This window comes from Streptomyces sp. HUAS MS02, assembly GCF_055702265.1.
The window spans coordinates 2,041,042-2,065,588 of sequence record NZ_CM146747.1; the positions used below are offsets into that span (position 1 = coordinate 2,041,042).

Consider the following 24,547-nt stretch of genomic DNA (forward strand, 5'->3'; position numbering starts at 1 on the left):
CTGTCATGAACGTGCTGGCTGAATCGATGAGGGGACGGAAGTGGAACGCGCGAGCGCGTTTGCACCGCCCCTTTGGAAAGTTCCCCGATGGAACAGCCCGGGGATCCGGGTCCGACAGGTCGGACGAGATCGGAAAAGGGGCGGGAAAGCGTCAATCACCCGGCCTCCCTTGACCCGTTCGTGAATGTACCGAAAGAATCCGGATTGCATTCCACTGCGCCCCTCCGGACCAGATGCCGGCACAGCGCACACCGGGGGATCAGTCAAGGCTCCGACCAGGCCTGATCAATTCCGCCACAGCCGTCACCGCTCTCCGTTCCCGCAACTCTCCCCCCTCCTTCTGTCATTCCGCGCGCCGTCCCGTTCACCCCCGGGCGCCTTCCATCGCAATACCTGTCGCGGAGAAATTCAATGACATTGCCAGCGCCACGACCCGTGGCGGAAATACCGGGCGAGGTCCAGGGGGCCGAGCCGGACGCGGCGGAATCGTACACCGCCGTCGAGCGACTTCTCGCCGACATTCTCGCCGGAGTCGCACACATCGAACACGTGCCCGCAGAAAGCCATTTCTTCGACGACCTCGGTGCCAACTCTCTGACGATGGCACATTTCTGTGCCCGCGTCAGGAAGCACCCCGATCTGCCGTCGGTGTCCATCCGGGACGTCTACGGCCACCCGACGATCCGCGGCCTCGCCGCCGCGCTGACCGAGGCACCGGCCCCGCCGGCCGCCCCGCCCGAGCCCGCCGAGGCCGTGCAGCCGGGCAGCACGTTCCGCTATGTCCTGTGCGGTGTGCTGCAGCTGCTCCTCTTCGGCGGCTACTGCCTGCTCGCCGCCTCCGGATACGCACAGGGATACGAGTGGGTGGCGGACGCCTCCGGAGTGGTCGAGATCTATGTGCGTTCGGCCGTCTTCGGGGCGCTCGCCTTCCTCGCCCTGTGTGTCCTGCCGGTCGCCGCCAAGTGGCTGCTGATCGGGCGGTGGAAGCCACGGGAGTTCCCCGTGTGGGGCCCGGCGTACCTGCGGTTCTGGCTCGTCAGGAGCCTGCTGCGCACCAGCCCGATGGCCCTGTTCGTCGGCAACCCGCTGTACGTGCTGTACCTGAGGGCCCTGGGCGCCCGCATCGGACCGGGCGTCACCGTCCTCAGCCGCACCCTGCCGGTCTGCACCGACCTGCTGACCATCGGGGCGGGCACCGTCATCCGCAAGGACTCCTATTTCCTCTGCTACCGGGCGCGCGCCGGGCGCATCCGCACCGGCACCATCACCCTCGGCCGGGACGCCTTCGTCGGCGAGCACACCGTCCTCGACATCGGCACCGCCCTCGGCGACGGTTCCCAGCTCGGCCACTCCTCCGCGCTGCGGGCCGGCGAGTCCGTCCCGGCCGGAGAGAGCTGGCACGGCTCACCGGCCCGCCCCACGGACGTGGACCACATCCGGGTCCCCCCGCTCCCCCGTCGCCCCCTGCGCCGGGCCGGCTACGCACTCGCCGCCCTGCTCCAGACCCTGCTGCTGTACGTACCGCTGGCCGTCGGCGGCACCTATCTGCTGCTCACCGCCGCGCCCGAGCTGGACACCCTGCTCGACCCGGCCTCACTGCACGTCGGCTCGGGCCGCTTCTACGTCGAGGCGATGGCCCTGTCACTCGTGCTGTTCGCGGGCTCGATCGTCGCCGGGGCCGTCCTGGTGTTCGTCGTGCCGAGGCTGCTGCGCCCGCTGGTGAAACCCGACCGCGTCTACCCGCTGTACGGCTTCCACTACTCCACGCACCGCGCGATCGCCCGCCTGACCAACCTCAGGTTCTTCAAGTGGCTGTGCGGCGACAGCTCGTACATCGTCCCCTACCTCAAGGCCCTCGGATACGACCTCTCGCGGGTCGAGCAGACCGGGTCCAACTTCGGCACCGCCATGCAGCACGAGACGCCGTACCTGGTGAAGGTCGGCAGCGGCACGATGGTCGCCGACGGCCTCTCGGTCATGAACGCGGACTACTCCAGCACCTCGTTCCGGGTCTCCCGGACGGCGATCGGCGGGCACAACTTCCTGGGCAACGCCATCGCCTACCCGGTCGGCGGCCGGACCGGCGAGAACTGTCTGCTGGCGACCAAGGTGCTGGTGCCCCTCGACGGCGAGGTCCGCGAGGGCGTCGGACTGCTCGGCTCACCTCCCTTCGAGATACCCCGCTCGGTCGAGCGCGACAGCCGCTTCGACCATCTGCGCGAGGGCGCGGAGCTGCGGCGTCGGCTCACCGCGAAGAACCGCTTCAACCTGCGCTCGATGGCACTCTTCCTGTTCCTGCGCTGGCTGCACACCTTCGCGCTCACCGTCCTCGGCTTCGCGGCCTTCGACCTGTACGGGCACGTGGACGGCCCGGCGGCACCGCTCGCCCTCGCCGCGCTGCCCCTGACGGCCCTGGTCTTCAACGCCCTCTACTACGCGCTGGTCGAACGGACCCTGACCGGCTTCCGCCCGCTGCGCCCCCGGCTGTGCTCCATCTACGACCCGGTCTTCTGGCGGCAGGAGCGGCTGTGGAAGCTGCCCGACCGGCATCTGGAGGTCCTCAACGGCACCCCGTACAAGAACCTCGTCTGGCGGCTGCTCGGGGTCCGGATCGGACGCCGGGTGTTCGACGACGGGGCGTACATCACCGAACGGACGCTGACGGAGATCGGGGACGACTGCACCCTCGCCGCCGGCAGCAAGATCCAGGCGCACTCGCAGGAGGACGGCACCTTCAAGTCCGACCACATCACGATCGGCGCCGGCAGCACGCTGGAGGTCCAGGCGTTCGTCCACTACGGCGTGACGCTGGGCGAGGGGGCCGTGCTGGCGCCCGACTCCTTCCTGATGAAGGGCGAGGAGGTGCCGCCGCACGCGCGCTGGGGCGGGAACCCGGCGACGGAGACCACCGGAACACGGTAATCGGGGGAAGAACATGGAACGGTTGGAGCCGGGCGACGCTGCCCGGAAGTACTGGCACGAGGTGCTCACCGCCGGGGGGCGGACCGCGATACCGCGGTGGAGCACCGACCCGGCGAAAGGGGTCGCCGCCCACGAAGTACCCCTTCCCGAGGGGCTGTTGACCGCCGTCGACGGTACGGCCGCACTGCTCGCCGCCCACGCCAGGGTGCTCGCCACGCTGTCGGGCGAGGCCGAGATCACCACCGGCTGGCTGGAGGACGGCCGGCTGCTGCCCTGCCGGCTCACCGTCGCGCCCGGCGACACCTGGCGGGCCCTGCTGGCGCACACCCGCCGGGCCACCGCCGAGCTGCTGACGCACGCCGCCTTCCCGGTGGCCGCCCTGCGGCACGAACTCGGTCTCGAAGAACCGCCGTTCGAGACCGTGCTCGACACGAGCGGGGGCGACGGCGACCTCGCCGAGGACGTGGTCCTCCGGGTCGGGCTGGTGCACCGGGACGACGGTCCGGCGCTGCGGCTGCGGTACCGCACGGACGTGCTCGACGGGGAGGCCGCCGCCCGGATCGCCGGGTACCACGTCACCGCGCTCACCCGGCTCGCCACCGAACCGGACGCCGAGCACGCGCGGCGGAGCCTGGTCGCGGACGACGAACTCCGCTTCCAGCTCGACGGGTTGGCCGGCCCACGACGCGAACTGCCCGACCGCCGGGTGCACGAGCTGTTCGAGCAGCGGGTGGTGGCGCACCCGGACGCGGTCGCCGCCGTCCACGGCGACCGGCGCTGGACCTACCGCGAGCTCAACTCCCGTGCCAACCAGCTCAGTCGGGCCCTGCTGGTCCGGGGCCTCGGTCACGAGGGCGTCGTCGCCGTGGTGACCGAACGCAACCTGGACTGGATGGCGGCCGTCCTCGCCGTGTTCAAGGCGGGCGGCGCCTATCTGCCCGTCGAACCGCACTTCCCCGCCGAACGCGTCGCCACCACCCTCGCCCGGGCCGGCTGCGAACTGGTGCTCACCGAGCGGGGCAGCACGGCCACGCTGGACCGGGCCCTGGCCGGCCTGCCCGGGGTGCGCCGGCTGCTGGTCGAGGACGCCTACGACGAGGCCCACCCGGACTCCGACCTCGGCCTGGACATCGGACCGGACCGGCTGGCGTACATCTACTTCACGTCCGGTTCCACGGGCGAGCCCAAGGGCGCGATGTGCGAGCACGCCGGGATGGTCAACCACCTCCACGCCAAGCTCGACGACCTCGACGTCCGCGAGGGGGACGTGGTCGCGCAGACCGCGCCCCAGTGCTTCGACATCTCCCTGTGGCAGCTGCTGGCCGCTCCCCTGGCCGGCGGGCGGACCCTGCTCGTGGAGCAGGAGGTGATCCTGGACGTCGGGCGGTTCGTCGACCGGATCGCGGACGGCCGGGCGAACGTGGTCCAAGTGGTGCCGTCGTACCTCGAAGCGGTCCTCGCCCATCTGGAGCAGCACCCCCGTGAACTGCCCGACCTGCGCCGGGTGTCGGTCACCGGGGAGGCGCTGAAGAAGGAGCTGGCGCAGCGCTGGTTCGCCACCGAGCCGGGGATCCCGCTGGTCAACGCCTACGGGCTGACCGAGACCTCGGACGACACCAACCACGAGGTGATGGACCGCGCTCCGGAGGGGGACCGGGTGCCGCTGGGCCGTCCCGTCCGCAACGTCCGGGTGTACGTCGCCGACGAGCACCTCTCCCTCGTGCCGCTGGGCGCCCCGGGGGAGATCGTCTTCTCCGGGGTGTGCGTGGGGCGCGGGTACGTCAACGATCCCGAGCGCACCGCGCGGGCCTTCACCACCGATCCGTACCGGCCCGGTGAGCGGCTCTACCGCAGCGGGGACCACGGGCGCTGGCGGCCCGACGGCAAGCTGGAGTTCCTGGGCCGCCGGGACACCCAGGTCAAGGTCCGCGGCTTCCGCATCGAGATCGGCGAGGTGGAGAACGCGCTGCTCAAGGTGGCGGGCGTCCGGGACGGCGCGGTGGTGGTCGCCAGGGGCGCGCACCTGGTCGCCTTCCACTCGGGCCGGCCGCTCGCGGCCGAGGAGCTGCGGGACCGGCTGGCCGCGACGCTGCCGGCGTACATGGTGCCGTCGGTGTTCCACTGGCGGGAGAGCCTGCCGCTGACCGCCAACGGCAAGACCGACCGTCGGACGCTGACCGCGCTGGCCGAGGAACTCGACGCGGCGCGCGGCGGGTCGGGGGACCCTCCGCTCACCCCTACCGAGGAGCGGCTGGCCGTCGTGTGGGCCGAGGTGCTCGGGGTGGAACGGGACCGGATCGGTCGGCACGACCACTTCTTCGACCGGGGCGGCACCTCGCTGTCGGCGGTGAAGCTGGCGATCGCCCTGGACCGGGCGGTGTCCCCCAAGGACGTGGCCGCGCATCCGACCCTGGCCGGGCTTTCGGGGCTGCTCGACAGGAGGGCCGGCGCCGACACCGTCGACGGGACGCCACGCTCCGCGTCCCGCTCCGCCACCGACACCACGGGGAGGTCGTCATGAGCTTTCTGAGCCGTCGACGCGGCGGAGCGCGCCGCGGGCGCGGGGACACGAGGGCGGAGACGGCGAACCCATCGACGCCGACACCGTCGCCGACGCTGTCGCCGTCTCCGGCCGCCGTCACCCTGCCGGACATCGAACTCTCCACCGACAAGCCGCCGCTCCTCACCGTCTCCCCCGCCGAACCCGCCGCCCACTGGGCCGCCGCTCACCGCGGTGCCCTGCGGGCCGCCGTCGCCGAGCACGGCTCGCTGCTGGTGCGCGGCCTCGGGCTGCGGGACGCGGCCGAGACCGGCGCGGTCTTCCACGAGGTGGCCGACACCCTGACGGCCGAGAAGGAGGCCTTCGCGCCGCGCCGGACGTACGCGGACGGGGTGCACTCCTCGACAACCTGGCCGTCGAACCAGCCGATGTGCATGCACCACGAGTCGAGCTACGCGCTGGAGTTCCCCGGCCTGCTGCTCCTCGCCTGTCTGCGGGCGGCCGAGCGGGGCGGGGCGACCGGGATCGCGGACGCCGAGGCCGTACACGCGGCGCTGCCGCGCGAGCTGACCGAGCGGTTCGAGCGGGAGGGCTGGCTGCTCACGCGTTCGTACAACGACGAGATCGGCGCGTCGGTCGCCGAGGCGTTCGGCACCGCCGACCGGACGGTCGTCGAGGCGTACTGCCGGGCGCACTCCATCGAGTTCGCCTGGCAGCCCGACGGCTCGCTGCACACCCGGCAGCGGCGGGCCGCCGTGCTCCGGCACCCGGTGACCGGCCGCCGCTGCTGGTTCAACCAGATCGCGTTCCTCAGCGAATGGACCATGGACCCCGAGGTCCGCGAGTACCTGGTGGACCTGTACGGGCCCGCCGGGCTGCCCTTCAACACCCGCTACGGCGGCGGCGATCCGATCGGCGCCGATGTCGTCGCGACGCTCAACGAGGTCTACGACAGGCACACCGTCCGCACCCCGTGGCGACCGGGCGACCTGCTGCTCGTCGACAACATCCGCTGCGCCCACAGCCGTGAGCCCTTCGAGGGGTCGCGCGAGGTGCTGGTGGGCCTCGCGGATCCCGTACGGCCGGCCGACCACTCCCTGCGGCACTCCCCACAGCACTCCGACGCGAAGGACGAGGTGAGCTTCACATGACCGAGGTTCCGGGTTTCGCCGTGATCTCCGGCGCCCAGGTGCAGCAGGCCCTGCGGGGCCGGGAACGGGAGATCGTGGAACTGGTCGAGTCCGCCTATCTGTTGCACGGCGACGGGGGGACGGGCGACACGGTCAACCCGCCGTCGTACTTCCTCCGCTTCCCCGACCGCCCCTCCTCGCGGATCATCGCGCTGCCCGCCTCGCTGGGCGGGAAGTTCCAGGTCGACGGGTTGAAATGGATCTCCAGCTTTCCGGAGAACACGTCGTCCGGGCTGCCGCGCGCCTCCGCCGTGCTGATCCTCAACGACCACGCCACCGGCTATCCGTTCGCGTGTCTGGAGGCCTCGGTCATCAGCGCGACCCGGACGGCGGCCTCGGCGGCCCTGGCGGCCGACCGGCTGAGCGCCGCGCGCCGGGGCATGCCGCGTCCGACGCGGGTCGGCTTCGTCGGCACGGGTCTGATCGCCCGGTACATCCACACGTTCCTCGCGGCGACCGGCTTCGCGTTCGAGGAGGTGGGGGTGCACGACCTGGCCGCGGACAGCGCGGCCGGTTTCCGGGGGTACCTGGAGCGGTCCGGCGCGGCCGGGCGGATGACCGTGTACGACGGCGCCGAGGACGTGATCCGGGCGAGCGACCTGGTGGTCTTCGCGACGATCGCGGGCGAACCGCACATCCGTGAACCGAAGTGGTTCGCCCACGATCCGCTGGTGCTGCACGTGTCGCTGCGCGATCTCGCGCCCGAGGTGATCCTCGCGTCGGCGAACTTCGTCGACGACGTCGAGCACTGCCTCAAGGCGAACACGTCACCGCACCTGACCGAACAGCTCACCGGAGCGCGGGACTTCCTCGACGGGACGCTCCACGACGTCCTCACCGGCCGGGCGACCGTGCCGACGGACCGTCCGGTGGTCTTCTCACCCTTCGGCCTCGGGGTCCTGGACCTCGCGGTCGGCGCTCAGGTCCACGAGGAGGTGGCCCGCTCCGGCGGGCTGCGGATCGTGGACGACTTCTTCCACGAGCTGCGCCGCCACGGCTGACCGCGGGGCGCAGCGAGTACGACACGCACAACCAGGGGGGCAGCGGTGCCAGTCATATCCGTTCCCACGGACTTCAACGAGGAGGAGCTGTACGTCGATCTGCGCCAGGTCGTCGGACAGCAGCTCTTCCTGAAGTGCGAGGGGTTCAACTTCGCCGGCTCGATCAAGCTCAAGGCAGCGTCCGAGATGGTGCGGGCCGCCGAACGGGAGGGGCGTCTCGGGCCGGGCTCGACGCTCGTCGAGTCGTCGTCCGGCAATCTGGGCGTCGCGCTGAGCATGATCGCGGCGAGCCGGGGCTACCGGTTTCTGTGCGTGACCGATTCCCGGTGCAATCCGCAGACCCGGCGCGTGATCGAGGCGCTGGGCAGCCGGGTGCACGTCATCTCCGAGCCGGACCCGCACGGCGGTTTCCTGGGGGCGCGGATCTCGTACGTCCGCGCGCTGTGCGCCACCGATCCTCGGTACGTGTGGCTCGACCAGTACACCAACGAGGCGAACTGGCGGGCGCACTACCGCACCACCGCGCCCGCCGTCGCCCGGCAGTTCCCGCGTCTGGACGTGCTGTTCGTGGGGGTCGGCACCTCCGGGACGCTGATGGGCTGCGCCCAGTGGTTCTGGGAGCGGCGGCGCCGGGTGCGGATCGTGGCCGTGGACAGTGTGGGGTCGGTCGCGTTCGGCGGGGCGCCGGGCCGCCGGATGATCCCGGGGCTCGGCACGAGCGTGACGCCGGCCCTCCTCGACGCGTCGTACGTCGACGACGTCGTCCGGGTGGAGGAGGTCGACACCGTACGGGCCTGTCACCGCCTGGCCCGCCGGGGCTTCCTCTTCGGGGGCTCCACGGGCACGGTCGTCAGCGGCGCCGGTGAGTGGCTGGCCCGCAACGGCTCGCCCGACACCACGGCGGTGGCGATCTCGCCCGACCTCGGCGAACGCTACCTGGACACCGTCTACCGGCCGGGCTGGCCGCTGGAGCAGTACGGCGAGGCCGTGCTCGACCGGGAGGAGGAGTTCGGAACGGGCGAGCTGGGGACGGGCGAGCTGGCGACGCCCGTCTGAGCCAGCCTGCGGGGTCCGGCGCCGAACGCTCCGTCCCGGCGCCGGACACCTGCCCACCGGACACCTGCGAGCGTCGCTGTGACGACGCGATACCCGGGGGTAGGTTCCCGATATGGCATCCAGCACCCACGAAGTGACCAATCAGGCTCCGCCCCTGGTGGACTACGACGTCTTCGCCGCCGACGAGGTCCTGACGGAGGCGGTCGAGCGGCATCTGGCGCCGGAGGTCCTGGAGGAGGCGCGGGACGAGCTGTCGGGGTTCGGCCGTACGGCGGGCTCGGCGCAGGTGCAGGAGTGGGGGCGGCTCGCGAACGAGAACCCGCCGAAGCTGCGGGCGTACGACCGGTACGGGAACCGGGTGGACGAGGTCGAGTTCCATCCGTCCTGGCACCGGCTGCTCGGCAAGGGGGTCTCGGCGGGGCTGACGGCCGCCTGGACCCGGCCCGGCGGTCATGTGCGGCGGGCGGCGGCGTTCGTCGTGTGGACCCAGGTCGAGGCCGGCAACGGCTGCCCGCTGTCCATGACGCACGCGGCGGTGCCCGCCCTGCGGACGGACCCGGCGCTCGCCGCCGAATGGGAGCCGCGGCTGACGTCGCTGCTCTACGACTGGGACCTGCGGCCCGCCGACCAGAAGGCCGGCGCCCTCTTCGGGATGGGCATGACCGAGAAGCAGGGCGGCAGCGACGTACGCGCCAACACGAGCACGGCGCGACCGCTGGCGGAGGACGGGACGTACGAGCTGACGGGCCACAAGTGGTTCTGCTCGGCGCCGATGTCGGACGGGTTCCTGGTGCTCGCGCGGGCGCCCGGCGGGCTGACGTGCTTCCTGGTGCCCCGGGTGCTGGCGGACGGTTCACGGAACGTGTTCCGCATCCAGCGACTGAAGGAGAAGCTGGGCAACCGGTCGAACGCCTCCGCCGAGGTCGAGTTCGACGGGACGTGGGCGCGCCGGGTCGGCGACGAGGGTGCGGGGGTGCGCACGATCATCGGGATGGTGGCCGCCACCCGGCTGGACTGCGCGCTGGGCGCGGCCTCGTTGATGCGGCAGGCGGTCGCGCAGGCGGTGCATCACTGCACGTATCGGGAGGCGTTCGGCGGGCGGTTGGTCGACAAGCCGCTGATGCGCAATGTGCTGGCCGATCTGGCGCTGGAGTCGGAGGCGGCGACGACGCTGGCGATGCGGCTGGCCTCCGCGTACGACGCGGCCGAGGCGGGCGACGAAGGCGAACGCTCCTTCTTGCGGCTCGCGGTGCCGGTCGCCAAGTACTGGATCACCAAGCGGTGCGCCCCGCTGGTGGTGGAGGCGTCCGAGTGTCTGGGCGGCAACGGCTACGTCGAGGAGTCCGGCATGCCGCGCCTGCTGCGCGAGTCCCCGCTCAACTCCATCTGGGAGGGCGCCGGGAACGTCCAGGCGCTCGATGTGCTGCGGGCCCTGCAGCGCGAACCGCTGGCCCTCGACGCCTACTTGCGGGAGGTGGGCCGGGCGCGCGGCGCCGACCACCGTCTCGACGGCGCGATCAAGGGCCTGTTGACCGAACTCGCCGATCTGAACGGCATCGAGGCCCGCGCCCGCCGGCTCGTGGAACGGCTCGCGCTCGTCCTCCAGGGCGCGTTGCTCACGCGGTACGCGCCCCCGGCGGTCGCCGACGCCTTCTGCGCCTCCCGGCTCGGCGGGGACTGGGGCTCGGCGTTCGGCACGCTGCCGCACACCCTGGATCTGGCCTCGGTGGTGGACCGGGCACGGCCGGTGAGCTGAGCAGCCGTACGGGGTACGCCCGTTCTCGCGTCGGGCGCCCCCTCTTTCGAGTGGTGCGGCCGGGCCGTCCGAGGCGGGGGTGGTGCTGCGCCGACACGGCACCACCCCCGCTTCTGTGGCCCCTCGGAGCGGAGCTCAGACGCCGCACCGGGCGACGTTGAACAAGTTTCAAGGAGCACGGGCCGGTCCGCCAGGGTTGCAGGGGGTTGCAACTCTTCCTCTCTGTGGCCGGAGGCCGCCCCTCCGTGGCCGAAGAGCGGCACACTGGGAGACCCGCAGTCGACGCCGTCGCGCGGATCCGGACTTCCGCGGCCACCAGGGGCCGCGGGGCGGACGGCCTGCCGGGGAGGAACGTGTGCCGCATTCGCCGATGGAAGTCTCGCGGCTGACCGCCACGGACGCCGCCCGGGCGGCCCGGGTCCTCGGGGAGGTGCGCGCCACCACCCTCGACGGGCGGACCTCGCAACCCGCCCCGCGCCCCGTGATCCGGGAGTCCTGGGGCCGCACGGCGCGCCGTGGCGTGGACCCCGACCATGATTTCCGGTCCGACCTGCTGGGCCGCGACGAGGTCGAGCGCCGTCGTCGGACCTCGCGGCTGCGCCATGTCCTGCCGGTGCTCCGCGAGGGACTGCTCTCCCTGGCGGACACCACGCAGCACATCATGATGGTCGCGGACGCGGACGCCCGGGTTCTGTGGCGCGAGGGCAGTACGGCCGTGCTCCGCAAGGCGGACGGGCACGGACTCGGGATCGGCTCGGACTGGCGCGAGGAGATCGTCGGCACCAACGGCGTCGGCACACCCCTGGTCTCCCGCCGTGCCGTCCAGGTGTTCTCCGCCGAGCACTTCGTACGCGCCCTGCACCCCTGGACCTGCACCGGCGCCCCCGTCATCGATCCGCGCGACGGCCGGCTGCTCGGCGCGGTCGACATCAGCGGCCCCCTGGAGACCCTGCACCCGTCCACGCTCGCGCTGGTGGACTCGGTCGCCAAACTCGCCCAGGCGCACCTGCGGGAGCTGCACCTCGCCTCGCTCGAACAGCTGCGCGCGGTGGCGGCTCCGGTGCTGGCCCGGATCGGCGGTCGCGCGATCGCCGTGGACCGGGACGGCTGGACGGCCGCGGTCACCGGGATGCCGTACACCAGCCGGGTCGCGCTGCCGAAGTCCCTCTCCCCCGGCCGTTGTCGGCTGCCGGCGCTCGGCCCGTGCATCGTCGAGCCGCTGCCGGCGGGCTGGCTGATACGGCCCGTGGCGGAGCCCGTGTCCGCCCCGACCGCCACTCACATCACGCTGGACGTCTCCCACCCGCGCAGCTGGACCGTGACCGTCGCCGGCGGGGCGGGTTCCTGGACGCATGAGCTCACGCCACGCCACGCCGAACTCCTGTACCTGCTCGCCCTGCACCGGGGTGGGCGCAGCGCCTCCGCGCTCGCCGACGACATGTTCGGCGATCCCGGGCGCACCGTCACGGTCCGCGCCGAGATGTCCCGGGTGCGCCGCTATCTCGGTGCCTTCCTCGACCACCGGCCGTACCGTTTCACCGAGCGCGCCGATGTCGAAGTCCTGCTGCCCGAGACCCCGTTGGACCTGTTGCCGCATTCGGTGGCGCCGGGGGTGGTGCGGTCGCGCGGTGGTGCGCCGGGTGGCCTCCTCCGGGTGGACGGGCCCGCGGGGCACGAGCGGGCCGGGCCGAACCTCTGAGCGCCTCGCCGAACATCCCCGCCCTCGTACCGGTGAACGGATCATGGTCTCGGGGTGAGGGATCTCCCTGTATTTCCCGGGACCTCGGCGTGACACGTGTCCCACTGACGTAGCATCGCTGCCAGGCCGCCCCACCTGCCTCTCCGTCAAGATCTTGTTCTGGGTAGGCAGTTGGCCGACCCCGGGAGGTTTCATGAAGCACCGCGGCAGGCACCGACGACGCAGAAGGGGGCGTGCGCTCCGCGCGTCCCTGGCGGGGACCGCGCTGGCGCTCACGGCGGCGGCCACCCTGATCAGCACGTCGCAGGCGGCGGGCGGCGAGACGCCGGGCGCCCTCTCCTCGATCACGTCGGCCGGTGGGCTGCGCGCGCTCCAGCTCCGGGAGACGTCGGCCGACGGCGTCGGGCTGCGCACCCTCACCGCGGAGATGGGCGGCGGGGTCGGTCTGGACGAGGTGCTGGGCAGCGCGAACCACGTGATGCGCGGCGAGGCCGACTGCTTCAGCACCGAGAAGGACAATCTGCCCGTCGAGCCGGTCGCCGCGCGGGCGTACTGCTGGGAGCCCGGTGACGCGGTCGACGACCGGTGGATCCCCCGTTCGGTCACCACGTCCCGGGACAACCGGGTGATCGCGTCCGGCTGGACGCACAGCGGCGCCGAGCGCGTCACACCCGACGGCACCGCGTCCGGCGCCGGCACGCGGACCGGCGGTGCCGACGACGAGGGGCTCGCCAGGGTCGCGTTCGTCGACGCCAGTGATCCGTCGAACCTCAGGTACCGCTGGGTCCTGCTGGTCGTGCCGACGGCCGGTGAGCGGGGCTTCGAGGGGTTGCGCGCCCGGCTCGGCGGCATGGCCTGGTACCAGGACAAGCTGATCGTCACCGCGCGGGGCCCGCGGAGCCGGGGTGGCCAGGACGACTCCCTGTACGTGTTCGACCTGGCCCGTTTCCTCCGCGCCGACGTGACCGACAGCGAGACCATCGGCAGGTCCGGCGACGGCTGGTCGGCCCACCACTACCGGTACGCGCTGCCGGCGGTCGCCTCGTACAGCCCGCCGAGGGGCCGCGGCTGCGACGCGCGGGACGACGAGGGCGTGCCCTGCCTGGGCTCGCTCTCCCTCGACCGGACGTCGACCCCGCCCAGCGTCGTCGCGAGCGAGCGGCCCGCGCCGGGCGGTGAGCGGCCCGCCCGGGTCTGGCGCTACGCCCTCGACGTCACCGCCGACCGCACCGGCCTGCTGGCCACGGGACGCGCGAGCAGGGCGGTCCCCACCGAGGCGTACGAGACCGAGGCCTCCGGTGTCCGGGGTGTCCTCGCCCACCAGGGTGACTGGTACGTCGACCAGGCCGCCGAGAAGCGCGAGGGCCACGGCACGCTCTGGCGGCAGGACGACGAAGGCGCCGAGGCGGCGAGGTGCGCGGCGGACGAGGCCGACGAGAAGTCGGGCATCCGCTCGTACGCATGCTGGGGACGGCACACCGCCTCCCTCTCCTACTCGCCGGAGAGCGACGAAGTCTGGACCCTGACCGACCCCATCCCGGAACGGGTGCTGTTCGCGGTGAGGCTGTCGGACGTCACCGGCACGCTCGACTAGGGCGGGTGTGACGTGGTGATCAGCCGGCCTTCAGGAGGTCGTTGATCCAGGTCATCGAGGCGCGGAGGTGGAGGCCCGCGAGGTGGCTCTCGGGTGTCGTCGTATCGAGTCGCGACGCCTCGCCATGGCTTCGACGTGTTGACGAGCCACTCGACGGCGTTCCGCGCTGCACGGAGATCGGCGTCGTGGCTGCCGGGGCGGCCGCCCCGGCCGCCCTTCCTCCGGCCGCATCGACCTCGGGGGGCGCTCCCGGTCCGGGCCATACGTTCGGGAAGCCGCTGTCCTTCTCGGTCCTTGAGGGCCGCACCCCGTACGCGCGGGATCAGCGGGGTTCAGGACCGCGGTCGGCTGCGGGCAGGACGAGGCGGAAGGTGCAGCCGCGGCCGGGAGCCGTTTCGAGTTCGAGGCGGCCGCCGTGGCCCTCGGCGATGGTGGCGGCGATGGCCAGGCCGAGGCCGCTGCCGCCATGGATGCGAGAGCGGGAGCGGTCGGCGCGGTAGAAGCGCTCGAAGACGAGCTCGGCGTCGACGGGTTCGAGGCCCGGCCCTTCGTCCGCCACCTCGATCACGCTGATCGGCAGGTGCTCCGGCAGGGGCGGTGACGCGGTGGTGCGTCCAGGCCGGTCCGTTCCGCCGGTTCCGGGACCCGCCTCGGTCGTGCCGACACGGACGTGGACGCGGGTGCCGGGCGGGGTGTGGATGCGGGCGTTGGAGAGCAGGTTCTCGAGGATCTGCCGCAATCGGTGTGGGTCGCCGAGAGTCTCGGCAACATCGAGTTCCTCGGTACCGGTGGGATCCGCCGCGGTGTGCAGCGGGCCGAGGTCGACGGGGTGGGACGCGCTGTGGACGGCGGACGCGGTGACGGCGTCCGCCGCCAGCGACAACAGGTCCACCCGTTCCCTCAGGTAGGACGGTTCCCTGTCCAGGGTGGCGAGCAGCTGGAGGTCGTCGACGAGCAGGCTCATGCGTTCCGCGTTCTGCGCGATGAACCGGTTGGCCTCCTGCAGTTCCTGCGCCGGGCGGTGCTCGGGGCGCAGTGCGAGTTGGGCGAAGCCCTGGATGGCGGTGAGCGGGGTACGCAGTTCGTGCCCCGCATCGGCGACGAACCGACGCATCCGGGCCTCGGAGGCCTCGCGGGCCAGCAAGGCCTTCTGGAGGCGGTCGAGCATGGAGTTCAGGACCCGGCCGAGCCGTCCGATCTCGGTACGCGGATCGGTATCGGGCAACCGCAGGTTGAGCCGGCCTTCGGTGATGTCCTGGGCGGTGCTTTCCATTCTGGTCAGGGGCATCAGGCCCAGCCGGACCACCCACCTGCCCAGAGCGAGCAGGGCGACGATCGTGACGGCGAGCAGGACGGCGTTCAGCCACAAGATCTTCGAGGCGGCGCCGTCGACGGTGTCGAGCGGCAGGGTGACCACCGCTTTCATACCGTCCGGGCCAGGGATGAGCAGCGCTCGCCACCGGCCGTCACCGCTCGTGGCAGGCACGGTTTCCGGATGCCCGTCCCGCAGACCGAGGTTCTGCACGTCGTCGGCCAACTGCGGTCCCGGCTTCGTTTCGGAGCCGAGGGAGTCGTTCAGTCGGTGCCCGGAGGCGTCGTAGAAGTAGACGCGGAAGTCCGAGGGCAGCACGTCCGGGTGTTCGCCCGGCGCCGGGAGTGTCCCGTCGAGAGAGTCGTGGAAGGCCGGCGCCGGCGGATGGAACTCGACGAGCTGCCCGTCGACGCGGTCCAGCAGCCAGGATCGCAGCACCACGAAGCCGATGGCCTGGGAGGCCAGGACGGCCGCGGTGGCGAGAACGGTGACGCCGAGGACAAGCCGTCGTCTCAGCGATCGGGGCGGCCGGGTCGGGAGGCGGATCACTGCTCCGGGGCCCCTCCGTGGTCACGGGGAAGACGGAGGCTGTAGCCGACGCCGCGCACGGTCTGGATGAGCGGCGGATCGAAGCAGTCGATCTTCTTGCGCAGGTAGCGGATGTACGTCTCGATGATCCGGACGTCCCCCGCGAAGTCGTAGCTCCAGACGTGGTCGAGGATCTGGATCTTGCTCACCACCTGCCCGGCGTTCGCCAGGAGGTAGGCCAGGAGCTTGAACTCGGTGGGTGACAGTGCGATGTACCGCCCCGCGCGGTGCACCTCGTGGGCACCCTCGTCGAGTTCCAGGTCGGCGTAGCTCAGGACACGCAGCGGGGGCTGCGCTGTGATGGCCGGCGCCGTCCGGCGCAGGATGGCCTCGATGCGCAGCAACACCTCCTCGATGTTGAAGGGTTTGGAGACATAGTCGTCTCCGCCGGCACTCAGGCCGCTGATGCGGTCGTCGGTGCCGGTGCGGGCGGTCAGGAACAGGATCGGACAGTCGTTGCCCGCCGCCCGCAGCCTGCGGGTCACTTCGAAGCCGTCCAGGTCGGGCAGCATCACGTCGAGCAGCACCAGGTGCGGGTCCAGGCGTTCGACCTCCAGGAGGGCCGACTGTCCGGTGTCGGTACTGCTCACCTCGTATCCGGTCAGGCGAAGCGTCGCCTCCAGCAGGGTGCGGATGCTGGGCTCGTCCTCGACCACGAGGAGCCGGTACCGCGGCCTCGCTGCCGCGGGCTGGTCGGTCATGACGCTGCTGGTCCGTTCTGCCGTCTGGCGGCGCTCGCTCCGGCCCCGGACTACTTGGCGGCGCAGTCGTGGAGCACGTTGCCTCCCACGAATCCCGTCACACCGTCGTCGTCCGCCTGGGAGGACGTGCCGCCGTACGACGACTCCGGAACCTTCGTGCAGTTGTCGGCGATCCAGTCGGCGCGCCGCTCGGCGTATCCGCCCGACAGGCCCGGCCGACCGCGGCCGGTGTCGGAACCCAGGATGTAGCGTAGTTCGCCGTTCTCGGTCCACTCCTTCAGCTGGGCCACCGACGGCGCGTTGTCGCTGTTCGTGAAGCCGCCCATGGCGATGACGGTCTCGTCGGTGTCCAGGATGAAGGCGCTGGCGGACAGGGCGCCGCCCTCGACGGCGAGCTTGATCCGTGCCTCGGGTGCGTGCTCGACGGCGTACTGCAGGATCTTGCGCTGGTCAGCGGTGAGTTCCCCGCCGCCGAAACCGCCGCGCCCGCCCGGGGCACCCGCCGAGCCACCACCGGGCATACCGTTCGCTCCCCCCGCGGGCATTCCGGAAGGCATCCCGCCGGACGAAGGGTCCTCGGACCGGTCCGAGGACCCGTCAGCTCCGGGGAGGCCCGGCATGTTCGACGGCATCCCGGACGGCATGCCCGACGGAAGCCCTCCGCCGTTCCCGCCCGGCCGGGGCATGCCGCCGCCTCCGCCGAGGCCGAACGTCTGCGGACCGGCCGTCGGGTTGGAGCCGCCCATGCCGGTGGTGCCGGGCACGCTCACCGCCCAGGCTCCCGGAGCCACCAGAACCGACGCGACCGCCGCGCCCACGGCCACCGTCAGCAGCCGACTGTGCCGTCGGGACAGCACCAGCAGGACGACGGCGGCGCAGCCCACGAGCAGCACCGGCCACACCAGCCAGCCGTTCCAGTCGGGTTCGCGGCGGACCAGCACCACCGCCCAGGCCACGCTCACCACGACCCCCGCCACGCCGACCAGGGGCGCCCGGCGCAGACCCGCACGGTGCACGCGGACCAGCCCGGCCGTCAGCCCGCCGCACAGGGCGGCGATGGCCGGAGCGAGTTGAGTGGTGTAGTAGGGGTGGAAAATGCCCTTCTGAGTCGAGAACACGGCAGCGCAGACCACCAGCCAGGTTCCCCACAGCAGCCAGCCGGAGGAGGGCAGCAGGGCGGAGGCGGGCGACTTCCCGCGTCGGTGCAGTACCGCCACCCCGACGGCGACGGCCAGAGCCAGTGCGCAGAGGGGCAGCAGCCAGCTGATCTGACCGCCCACCTGTGTGTCGAACATCCGGCCAAGGCCGGGCGCACCGCCGAATCCGCCGGCGAACCCGCCTCCGCCCCCCAGACCCTGGGGCGTGCCGTCACCGGAGCCGAAGACCCGTCCCAGCCCGTTGTAGCCGACCACGAGGTCCCAGGCCGAGCCGTCCTTGCTGCCGCCGATGTAAGGGCGCTCGCCGGGCCACAGGGCGACCAGGGCGACCCACCACAAGGAGGACGCCGCCAGGACGGCTCCCGCGCCCAGCAGACGCCGCACACGCGGTATCCAGGCGCCGCTTCCTCCCACGAGCCAGGCGACGGCGAACGCGGGGACGACCATCCAGGCGGCGAGCATCTTGGTGAGGAATCCGCACCCGATCAGGAAGCCGCTCGCGCACAGCCACCAGGTCGCGGCCCTGCCCTCCGTCCGCAGTGCGCGGGTGAGCGCGTACGCCGCGGACACCAGCAGCAGGACCAGCAGGGTATCGGGGTTGTTGTCCCGGTTGATGGCCACGGTGATGGGGGTGAGCGTCAGCACCAGGGCCGCGACCAGGCCCGCCGCCTCCCCCGCCCAACGGCGCACGGTGCGGTGCAGGACGAAGACCGCGGCCACGCCCTCGATCACCTGTGGCAGGAGCAGTGCCCAACCGTGCATCCCGAAGATCTTGCTGCTGATCACCTGTGGCCACAGAGCGGCCGGCGGCTTGTCGACCGTGACCACGCCCGCCGGGTCGAAGGAGCCGAAGAGGAAGTCGGTCCAGCTCGTCCCCATCGATTTCACGGCCGCCGAGTAGTAGCTGTTGCCCCAGCCAAGGGAGCCCAGCGCCCATCCGTACAGGACGGTCGCGAGCACGAGGACCGCGCCGAGTGCCGCGGGGGGAGCCCAGGCCGGCAGCGAGCGGACGGACGGACTCGTCCTGTCGGGTGTCGGGGTCGCCGATACGGACCGGAGGTGCGCGGAGTTGCTCATGTCGGGATTCGCTCTCGTCAGCGGGTACGGCCACGGGGGCCGACGAAGACGGCCAGCCGCAGGACGACGAAGCGCACGCCGGTGACGGCGACGGACGCCGCGGCGAGGACCGCGGTCTCGGCGGCCGGTGAGGCACCGGGATCGAGCCACTTGAACCCCAGTACCGCCCCGGAGGTGACCAGGTAGCCGAGGACGAACAGGCCCCCGGCACCGAGGTGGGCACGGGCGGGCGGGGTGGTGGAGTGCCGGAAGGTGAGACGCCGGTTCGCCTCGGTGTTGAGAACGGTGAGGAGGGACAGTGAGATCAGGTTGGCGACGGCCGGAGTCCACCAACCGCGCAGCAGCCAGTACAGCAGGGCCTGCCCGGCCGTGGAGAGGACACCGACCGCGACGAAGCAGCCGACCTCCCACGACAGCACGCCACGTCCCGTGGGGGGTGCGAGGACGGCGTCGGGGTGCTCGGCGGCCGGTGCGGGGCGCGGCCGTATGTCGACGCGGGCGTCGCCGGAGGCCTTGAGGCGCGCCATGCGCCACAGGCCCCGCAGGTCGTCCGTGGCGGTGCTCACCACGTCCACCCGGGTGTCGACGTCCTCGACCCAGTCGACCGGGACCTCGTGGACGCGCAGTCCATTGTGCTCGGCGAGCAGGAGCAACTCGGTGTCGAAGAACCACGCGTCGTCGCGGGTCACCTTCAGCAGTGGCCGGAGCACCTCGGTGCGGGCCGCCTTGAACCCGCACTGGGCGTCGGAGAAGCGGACGCCATGGGTGAGCCGGATGATGCCGTTGTAACAACGGGAGATGAACTCGCGCCGCGGCCCGCGCACCGTACGCGCGCCGGGCGCCAGCCGGGATCCGATCGCGATGTCGGAGTGACCGCTGGCCAGCGGGGCGACCAACGGGAGCAGCCCGTCGAGGCCGGTGGACAGGTCCACGTCCATGTACGCGACGATGTCCGCGTCGCTGGCGCCCCAGACGGTGCGCAGAGCCAGCCCGCGGCCCTTGCGGTCCAGGTGGACGACGCCCACCCCGGGCAGTTCGTCGGCGAGACGGCCGGCGGTGGCGAGGGTCTCGTCGGTGCTGGCGTTGTCGACGACGGTGATCCGCCAGGGGAACGGGAAGCCCTCGGACAGACGTCCGTGGAGGGTGCGCAGGCACCCGGGCAGGGCGCGCTCCTCGTTGTGGACCGGCACGACGATGTCCACCGTCGTGGTCCCGGCGTCCGGGAGAAGCGAACGGTCGACAGGCTGGAACGGGGCGGGCCGCTCCGTGCGGGCGGCGAGTCGGGTGAGGTGGGGGGTGGGAGTCATGGCTTCCTCAGGCATGAGGGGACGGCAGACTGCGGCTCACAGGCCCTGGTCAGGGCCGCGGCCTCACTGTTGCCGTCCCGCCTGTGGGGGTGGGGGGAGAATACCGAGAACTGACGGATAGTCAGATCAATGACCGAAAGCGCTCCCACGCTTCACTCAGCGCCCCGACGTCCGGGTACGGCAGCAGCACGCAGTGCTGCTTCTCCGGACAGCCGTGTCAGCCGCGTGCCTCACGGCGCCGCCGCTCCCGGTCCGGGGCGGGCGGTCCGCAGACAGTAGCCGACACCGCGGATCGTCTGGATGAGCTGCGGTCCGAACCGGTCTATCTTGCGTCGCAGATTGCGTACGTACGTATCGACGATGCGGGCGTCTCCGGCGAAGTCGTAGTGCCAGACCTCGGACAGAATCTCCTTCTTGCCCACGACACGTTCCGGCTGCGCCAGCAGACAGACCAGCAGCCGGAACTCGGTGGGCGACAGCTGGATCGGCAGGCCCGCCCGCCACACCTCGTGGGTCTGCTCGTCCAGCACCAGATCGGCGTACCGCAGGGGCGGCCGCCTGGCCCCGCCGCCCGGTGGCATGTCACTGCGCCGCAGGATCGCACGGATGCGCAGCAGTACCTCTTGCACATGGAAGGGCTTGGTGACGTAGTCGTCCCCGCCGGAGCTGAGGCCGATGATGCGGTCCTCGACATCGGTGCGGGCCGTCAGGAACAGAACAGGGACATAGACGCCCTCCGCGCGCAGGTGACGGGTCACCGAGAAGCCGTCGATGTCAGGGAGACCCACGTCCAGCAGGATCAGATCCGGTTGGCGGCGGCCCGCCTCGAACATGGCCGTCTGCCCGGTGTCGGCGGTGTTCACCGCGTATCCGGCGGCGTGGAGAGCGGACGTGAGCAGGGTGCGGATGCTGGGGTCGTCCTCGACCACGAGCACGTTGTGTCTGGGCGGCGCCGGTGCTGAGGGCGCGACGGGCATGAAGATTCCTTCGTCGGTGCGGGGTTCGGATTTCACCGAACGCCCCGGGCGGCGTCCCACGGAGGAACTGCCGTCCGGGGCGCCGAAGATCAGCCGGTCACCTCCCTGTTGTCCCTCAGCGCCTCAGTACGCTCGGTGACCGTCCTGCGCAGCTTCTCGACGGCGGCGTCCAGCTCTTTCCCGTCGGCACCGGCCCTCCCCGCCTGTTCGGCGATGTCGTCCAGCGCCTTCCGAGCGCTCCCGGAGCCGTAGAACTTCTCGTACAGCTCCTTGTAGGCCTTCTTGTGGACGGGATCGAAGGTGTCCGAAGCCAGGAAGCGTTCCTTCAAGGGGTGGCCCATGAAGCTGCCCCGCCCGCCGCCTTCGCCCTGGCCGCCCGGACCGCCCGGGATCTCCGACGGCATTCCCTCAGGCACGCCCTCCGGCAACCCCGACGGCACACCCCCCGGCGCGCCTTCCGGCATCCCCGACGGCGCTCCGGAAGGTACCTTCTGAGCCTCCTGACCAGCTGCGCCCTGGCCGCCTCGGCCGCTCTGTCCGTTGGCAGCGCCTCCGCCAGCACCGAGGGCGCCGCCCATGCCCATGTCGTCGTCCGGGCCCGACGTAGCGTCGCCGGTGAAGGTGAGGTTGTAGTCCCAGCCGAGGACCGAGAACTTCTTGGTGTCCAGGTCGTACCACAACAGGTAGTTCTTGCCCGGTCCGGCCATGTCGTCGAAGTTCATCAGCAGGTTCTGCGCGGCGAGGTACGTGGCCAGTGACTCGATGTCCACGTACTGGTCGAGTTCCTTCTCGAACTCCTCGTCCGATGCCTTGTTCGCCCATTTGATGAGCTTCATGACCGGCTCCAGGTCCTGGCTGCCGACTTTGTTGAGCTGCTCGAACGAGTTCTCGTAGTCGCTGGGGTCGTCACCCCTGTACTCGAAGCTGCCGCCGGCCCGCGCCTTGTACAGGACTCCCCGGCCGTCACCGATGGATTCGGCGTACTCCGTGTCCGGGCTTTCGACCATCAACCTGGTGGTGGCCGGGCGGTTGTTGACCTGCACCGAGGCGAAGGCGTACCGCTCGTTCTTCTGGCCGGTGGTGTCCGTGAGGCTCAGTGAGAGCGCCTCGTTCACCGGTACCTGGCCGTCGCTGCCGGGCCGCAGCGAGATCTCACGCTCGCCCTGGTAGGCGCGGCCCTCGATGAACTCGTCCATCTTGATGAGCCACGGCAGCTCCTCCGGCTTCTTCTCGGAGAGGTTGTACTGCGTGATCCCGCCCATGGCACCGCCGGCTGCGCCGGGACCGCCGCCGTTGGCCCGGCCGCGGTCCCGGCTCCCCGTCCCGCCGTCCTGGGGCAGGTCCGGGGCGCCCTGCGCGGCTCCTTCGGGCATGGTCCGGCCGCCACCGGGCACGCCCTGGCCGCTTCCGCGCAGGGACATCAGTGTGGAGTTGCCCTTGAGGCGGATCCCGACGTCTTCGAGGTGGACCCCGTCGACGGTGAGGTCCGCTTCGATGTAGTCCTTGGTTCCGTCCTCGCGGAACTCCTTCATCGTCTTGGTGAAGTCGGTCTGGTCGTATTCCAGTTGGATGGAGTGGGACACCGAGGTGTCGTACAGGTCGACCGTGCCTTCGACGTTCTCCGTGATGGTGTCGGCCTCCACGCGGGAGGAGGAGGTGACGTACGGCGAGACGCGGGCGTCGCCGAAGAAGAAGACCATCACCGCCAGTCCGGCGCACAAGGCTCCGGCCGGCTTCCAGTGGTGCCGCAGCCGTACGGGGATCCGGTCCCGAAGCCGCCGTCGCCGAGGGGCAACCTCGCTGCTCGCGCGCATCACAGGTCGGTCGAGTCGTATCCGGTCAGGACAGTCACCCGCTGGCCCGAGGTACGTTCCTGGAGCGCGGTCACGAGATCACTGGGCTCGGTGCCCTTCTTCATGCGAACCGTGTAGAACACCTCGTTCAGCGCGCCGCCGCGGATCGTCTCGGTGCTCACCAACTCGAACTCGGTGGTGTACCGGATGAGGACGTCGCGGATGGCCGACGAGTAGTCCTCGCCCGCGGGGACCTGGACCTTGACGACCTGGCGCTGGACGTTCAGGGCGAACCAGTCGAACTTGAACATCACGACGACGACCACACAGATCACGACGGCCGCGACAGCCGCGAGAGTGTAGAAGCGGGCTCCGCAGGCCATGCCGATCGCCATCGCCATGAAGACGAAGCCGACATCCCTGGTCTCCTTGATGGCGTTCCGGAACCGGATCACCGACAGGGCTCCGACGAGTGAGAACGCCCGGGCGAGGTTGGACCCGACCACCAGCATGATCAACGCGACGACCATGCCGACGATGATCAGGGTCTGGACGTAGGACTGGCTGTAGGAAACGTTGCGGTGCGTGTACCGGTAGACATGGCCGATCAACGTGCTCAGGACGAACGACAGCGCCATGGCCACGACGACGTCGGTGACGCTGAACGTACCGCTGAGTTCCTGCAGTTCGAGGTTCACTGTGCTCCTGCTTTCAAGGGCGCGTGTGCGCCGGCCACTGCTCCAGCGGTCGATGGAGGGGTGGGGGTGAGAGGCGGCAGCCACTCCGCCTCGGGGATGTGGAAGACGGACCGGGGTGCCATGCCGAACGCCTCGACGGACTGCACGTACTTGGAGACCCGGATGAGATGGAGATTCCGGCGGGCGGCCAGGTCCGTGATCCAGTACGGCGTGCGTTCATTGACCTTGATCTCCATCACCGACAGGTGCGGCGGGATGGTGAAACGGTTCTCCGGGCTCGGCGTGCCGAAGTGGAAGTCCCGGTCCCGGCCGCGGATGCGGCGGTCGAAGGTCACCCGCAGCCCGGTGTCCGCGGCGCGGCCGACCAGCGCCTCACGCTGGTACCCAGTGATCGCGGTGGGCCGCAGGTTCAGCCGTACGACGAGGTCCAGCACCTCCTGGATGAAGGCGCTCTCGCCGGCCGAGTGCTCCACCATCTCCCGGTTGTCGCACAATCGGCGGGCGACGCCGTACGGAAGGGTGATGCGGCGCTTCTGCGTGACTCGGTTGACGCGTTGCTTGATCTCCACGCACACCGGGGACTCGTCGGTGATTCCGTCCAGGTTCCCGTAGTGGCGGATACGCAGCTTTCGCCGGAACTTCAGACCCTCGATCTTCTCCCAGTAGAAGCGCAGTTGCGGGGTGTCGTAGTACAGACTCCACACGCCGTAACCGCCGACCGGGCTGTTCAGATCACGGTCCATCCGCTCGGCCAGCTCGTCCCGGATGTCGGCCGCCTCCTCGACCGGCACGAGGTACTTCAGCTCGAACCGATTGAACGCATGCAACCTGCTGGCCACGTGCAACGGCTGTTCCTCCGCCAGGTCCCGGTCCTCCTCCCGGCTCGTGGACTTCCGCTGTGTGGTCACCGGTAGCGCCACCATGCGCCTCCTTCGTCGTACGGCCCCATCGGGCGACACGGCACACGAAACCGGCGGGACGTGAGAAGCTGCTGAGAATTGCGAGGTAATTCCAGGAGTACTTGAGATGTCCTCGAAGTGAACTGCTCGCGTTGACATGCGGTCGCCGGCGGTCACCGACCTGTACTGGGCCGAGCAGCGGAAGGGTCACCTCCCGGACGCCAAGCACGTGGCGCGGGACGGCGACGCGTCGGCGCCGCGATGAGCGTGGTGACCCACTCGACCGGGACGCGGAGAGATCCGAGTGCGGCAGAATCCGG

16 protein-coding genes and 1 pseudogene are annotated in these 24,547 nt (G+C 71.1%); 8 read left to right on the forward strand and 9 right to left on the reverse strand.

Translation table 11 applies throughout. The annotated features are described in order from the left end of the window. Window positions 1-435 precede the first annotated feature (435 nt). From ACZ9QC_RS08740 to ACZ9QC_RS08775, 8 genes are all read left to right on the forward strand, one after another. A complete protein-coding gene (locus ACZ9QC_RS08740) occupies window positions 436-2,922 on the forward strand; it encodes a Pls/PosA family non-ribosomal peptide synthetase (RefSeq protein WP_472919632.1) in 2,487 nt (828 codons plus the stop codon). A gap of 13 nt (window positions 2,923-2,935) precedes the next feature. Then, entirely contained in the window at window positions 2,936-5,443 is a 2,508-nt protein-coding gene (locus ACZ9QC_RS08745; RefSeq protein ID WP_472919633.1) for a non-ribosomal peptide synthetase, read from the forward strand. Then, complete coding sequence (locus tag ACZ9QC_RS08750) at window positions 5,440-6,573, forward strand: TauD/TfdA family dioxygenase (protein WP_472919634.1); 1,134 nt, start codon at window positions 5,440-5,442, stop codon at window positions 6,571-6,573. The genes ACZ9QC_RS08745 and ACZ9QC_RS08750 overlap by 4 nt, the downstream gene beginning before the upstream one ends. Further along, window positions 6,570-7,613 carry a 2,3-diaminopropionate biosynthesis protein SbnB gene (sbnB, locus tag ACZ9QC_RS08755; RefSeq protein ID WP_472919635.1) on the forward strand — a complete coding sequence of 348 codons (1,044 nt, stop codon included), beginning with the start codon at window positions 6,570-6,572 and terminating at the stop codon, window positions 7,611-7,613. The genes ACZ9QC_RS08750 and sbnB overlap by 4 nt, the downstream gene beginning before the upstream one ends. A 45-nt stretch (window positions 7,614-7,658) precedes the next feature. Then, complete coding sequence (sbnA, locus tag ACZ9QC_RS08760; RefSeq protein ID WP_472919636.1) at window positions 7,659-8,669, forward strand: 2,3-diaminopropionate biosynthesis protein SbnA; 1,011 nt, start codon at window positions 7,659-7,661, stop codon at window positions 8,667-8,669. Window positions 8,670-8,781: 112 nt separating this feature from the next. After that, window positions 8,782-10,425, forward strand: coding sequence for an acyl-CoA dehydrogenase family protein (locus tag ACZ9QC_RS08765; RefSeq protein ID WP_472919637.1), 1,644 nt, complete (start codon window positions 8,782-8,784; stop codon window positions 10,423-10,425). 370 nt (window positions 10,426-10,795) lie between these two features. Continuing rightward, window positions 10,796-12,124, forward strand: a complete 1,329-nt coding sequence (locus ACZ9QC_RS08770) for a helix-turn-helix domain-containing protein (RefSeq protein ID WP_472921639.1) — start codon at window positions 10,796-10,798, stop codon at window positions 12,122-12,124. Window positions 12,125-12,317: 193 nt separating this feature from the next. Next, window positions 12,318-13,718, forward strand: a complete 1,401-nt coding sequence (locus tag ACZ9QC_RS08775) for a hypothetical protein (RefSeq protein ID WP_472919638.1) — start codon at window positions 12,318-12,320, stop codon at window positions 13,716-13,718. 19 nt (window positions 13,719-13,737) lie between these two features. On the opposite strand, the pseudogene ACZ9QC_RS08780 reads toward ACZ9QC_RS08775, so the two are convergent. The 9 genes and pseudogenes from ACZ9QC_RS08780 to ACZ9QC_RS08820 form a co-directional block, all read right to left on the reverse strand. Beyond that, window positions 13,738-13,942, reverse strand: a pseudogene (locus ACZ9QC_RS08780) (IS5/IS1182 family transposase); the annotation flags it as partial. Between the two features lie 98 nt (window positions 13,943-14,040). Beyond that, window positions 14,041-15,576, reverse strand: a complete 1,536-nt coding sequence (locus ACZ9QC_RS08785) for a sensor histidine kinase (RefSeq protein WP_472921640.1) — start codon at window positions 15,574-15,576, stop codon at window positions 14,041-14,043. Beyond that, window positions 15,576-16,319, reverse strand: coding sequence for a response regulator transcription factor (locus ACZ9QC_RS08790; RefSeq protein WP_472919639.1), 744 nt, complete (start codon window positions 16,317-16,319; stop codon window positions 15,576-15,578). The genes ACZ9QC_RS08785 and ACZ9QC_RS08790 overlap by 1 nt, the downstream gene beginning before the upstream one ends. Window positions 16,320-16,369: 50 nt before the next feature. Next, entirely contained in the window at window positions 16,370-18,553 is a 2,184-nt protein-coding gene (locus tag ACZ9QC_RS08795; RefSeq protein WP_472919640.1) for an ArnT family glycosyltransferase, read from the reverse strand. Between the two features lie 17 nt (window positions 18,554-18,570). Continuing rightward, on the reverse strand, window positions 18,571-19,860 hold the full coding sequence (locus ACZ9QC_RS08800; protein ID WP_472919641.1) for a bifunctional glycosyltransferase family 2/GtrA family protein: 1,290 nt from the start codon (window positions 19,858-19,860) through the stop codon (window positions 18,571-18,573). A 230-nt stretch (window positions 19,861-20,090) separates the two neighbouring features. Next, entirely contained in the window at window positions 20,091-20,837 is a 747-nt protein-coding gene (locus tag ACZ9QC_RS08805; RefSeq protein ID WP_472919642.1) for a response regulator transcription factor, read from the reverse strand. A gap of 89 nt (window positions 20,838-20,926) precedes the next feature. Next, complete coding sequence (locus ACZ9QC_RS08810) at window positions 20,927-22,651, reverse strand: CotH kinase family protein (protein ID WP_472919643.1); 1,725 nt, start codon at window positions 22,649-22,651, stop codon at window positions 20,927-20,929. Beyond that, a complete protein-coding gene (locus tag ACZ9QC_RS08815) occupies window positions 22,651-23,328 on the reverse strand; it encodes a DUF4956 domain-containing protein (RefSeq protein WP_472919644.1) in 678 nt (225 codons plus the stop codon). Before ACZ9QC_RS08815 ends, ACZ9QC_RS08810 begins: the two co-directional genes overlap by 1 nt. Beyond that, window positions 23,325-24,167 carry a VTC domain-containing protein gene (locus ACZ9QC_RS08820; protein WP_472921641.1) on the reverse strand — a complete coding sequence of 281 codons (843 nt, stop codon included), beginning with the start codon at window positions 24,165-24,167 and terminating at the stop codon, window positions 23,325-23,327. The genes ACZ9QC_RS08815 and ACZ9QC_RS08820 overlap by 4 nt, the downstream gene beginning before the upstream one ends. Between the last annotated feature and the right edge of the window lie 380 nt (window positions 24,168-24,547).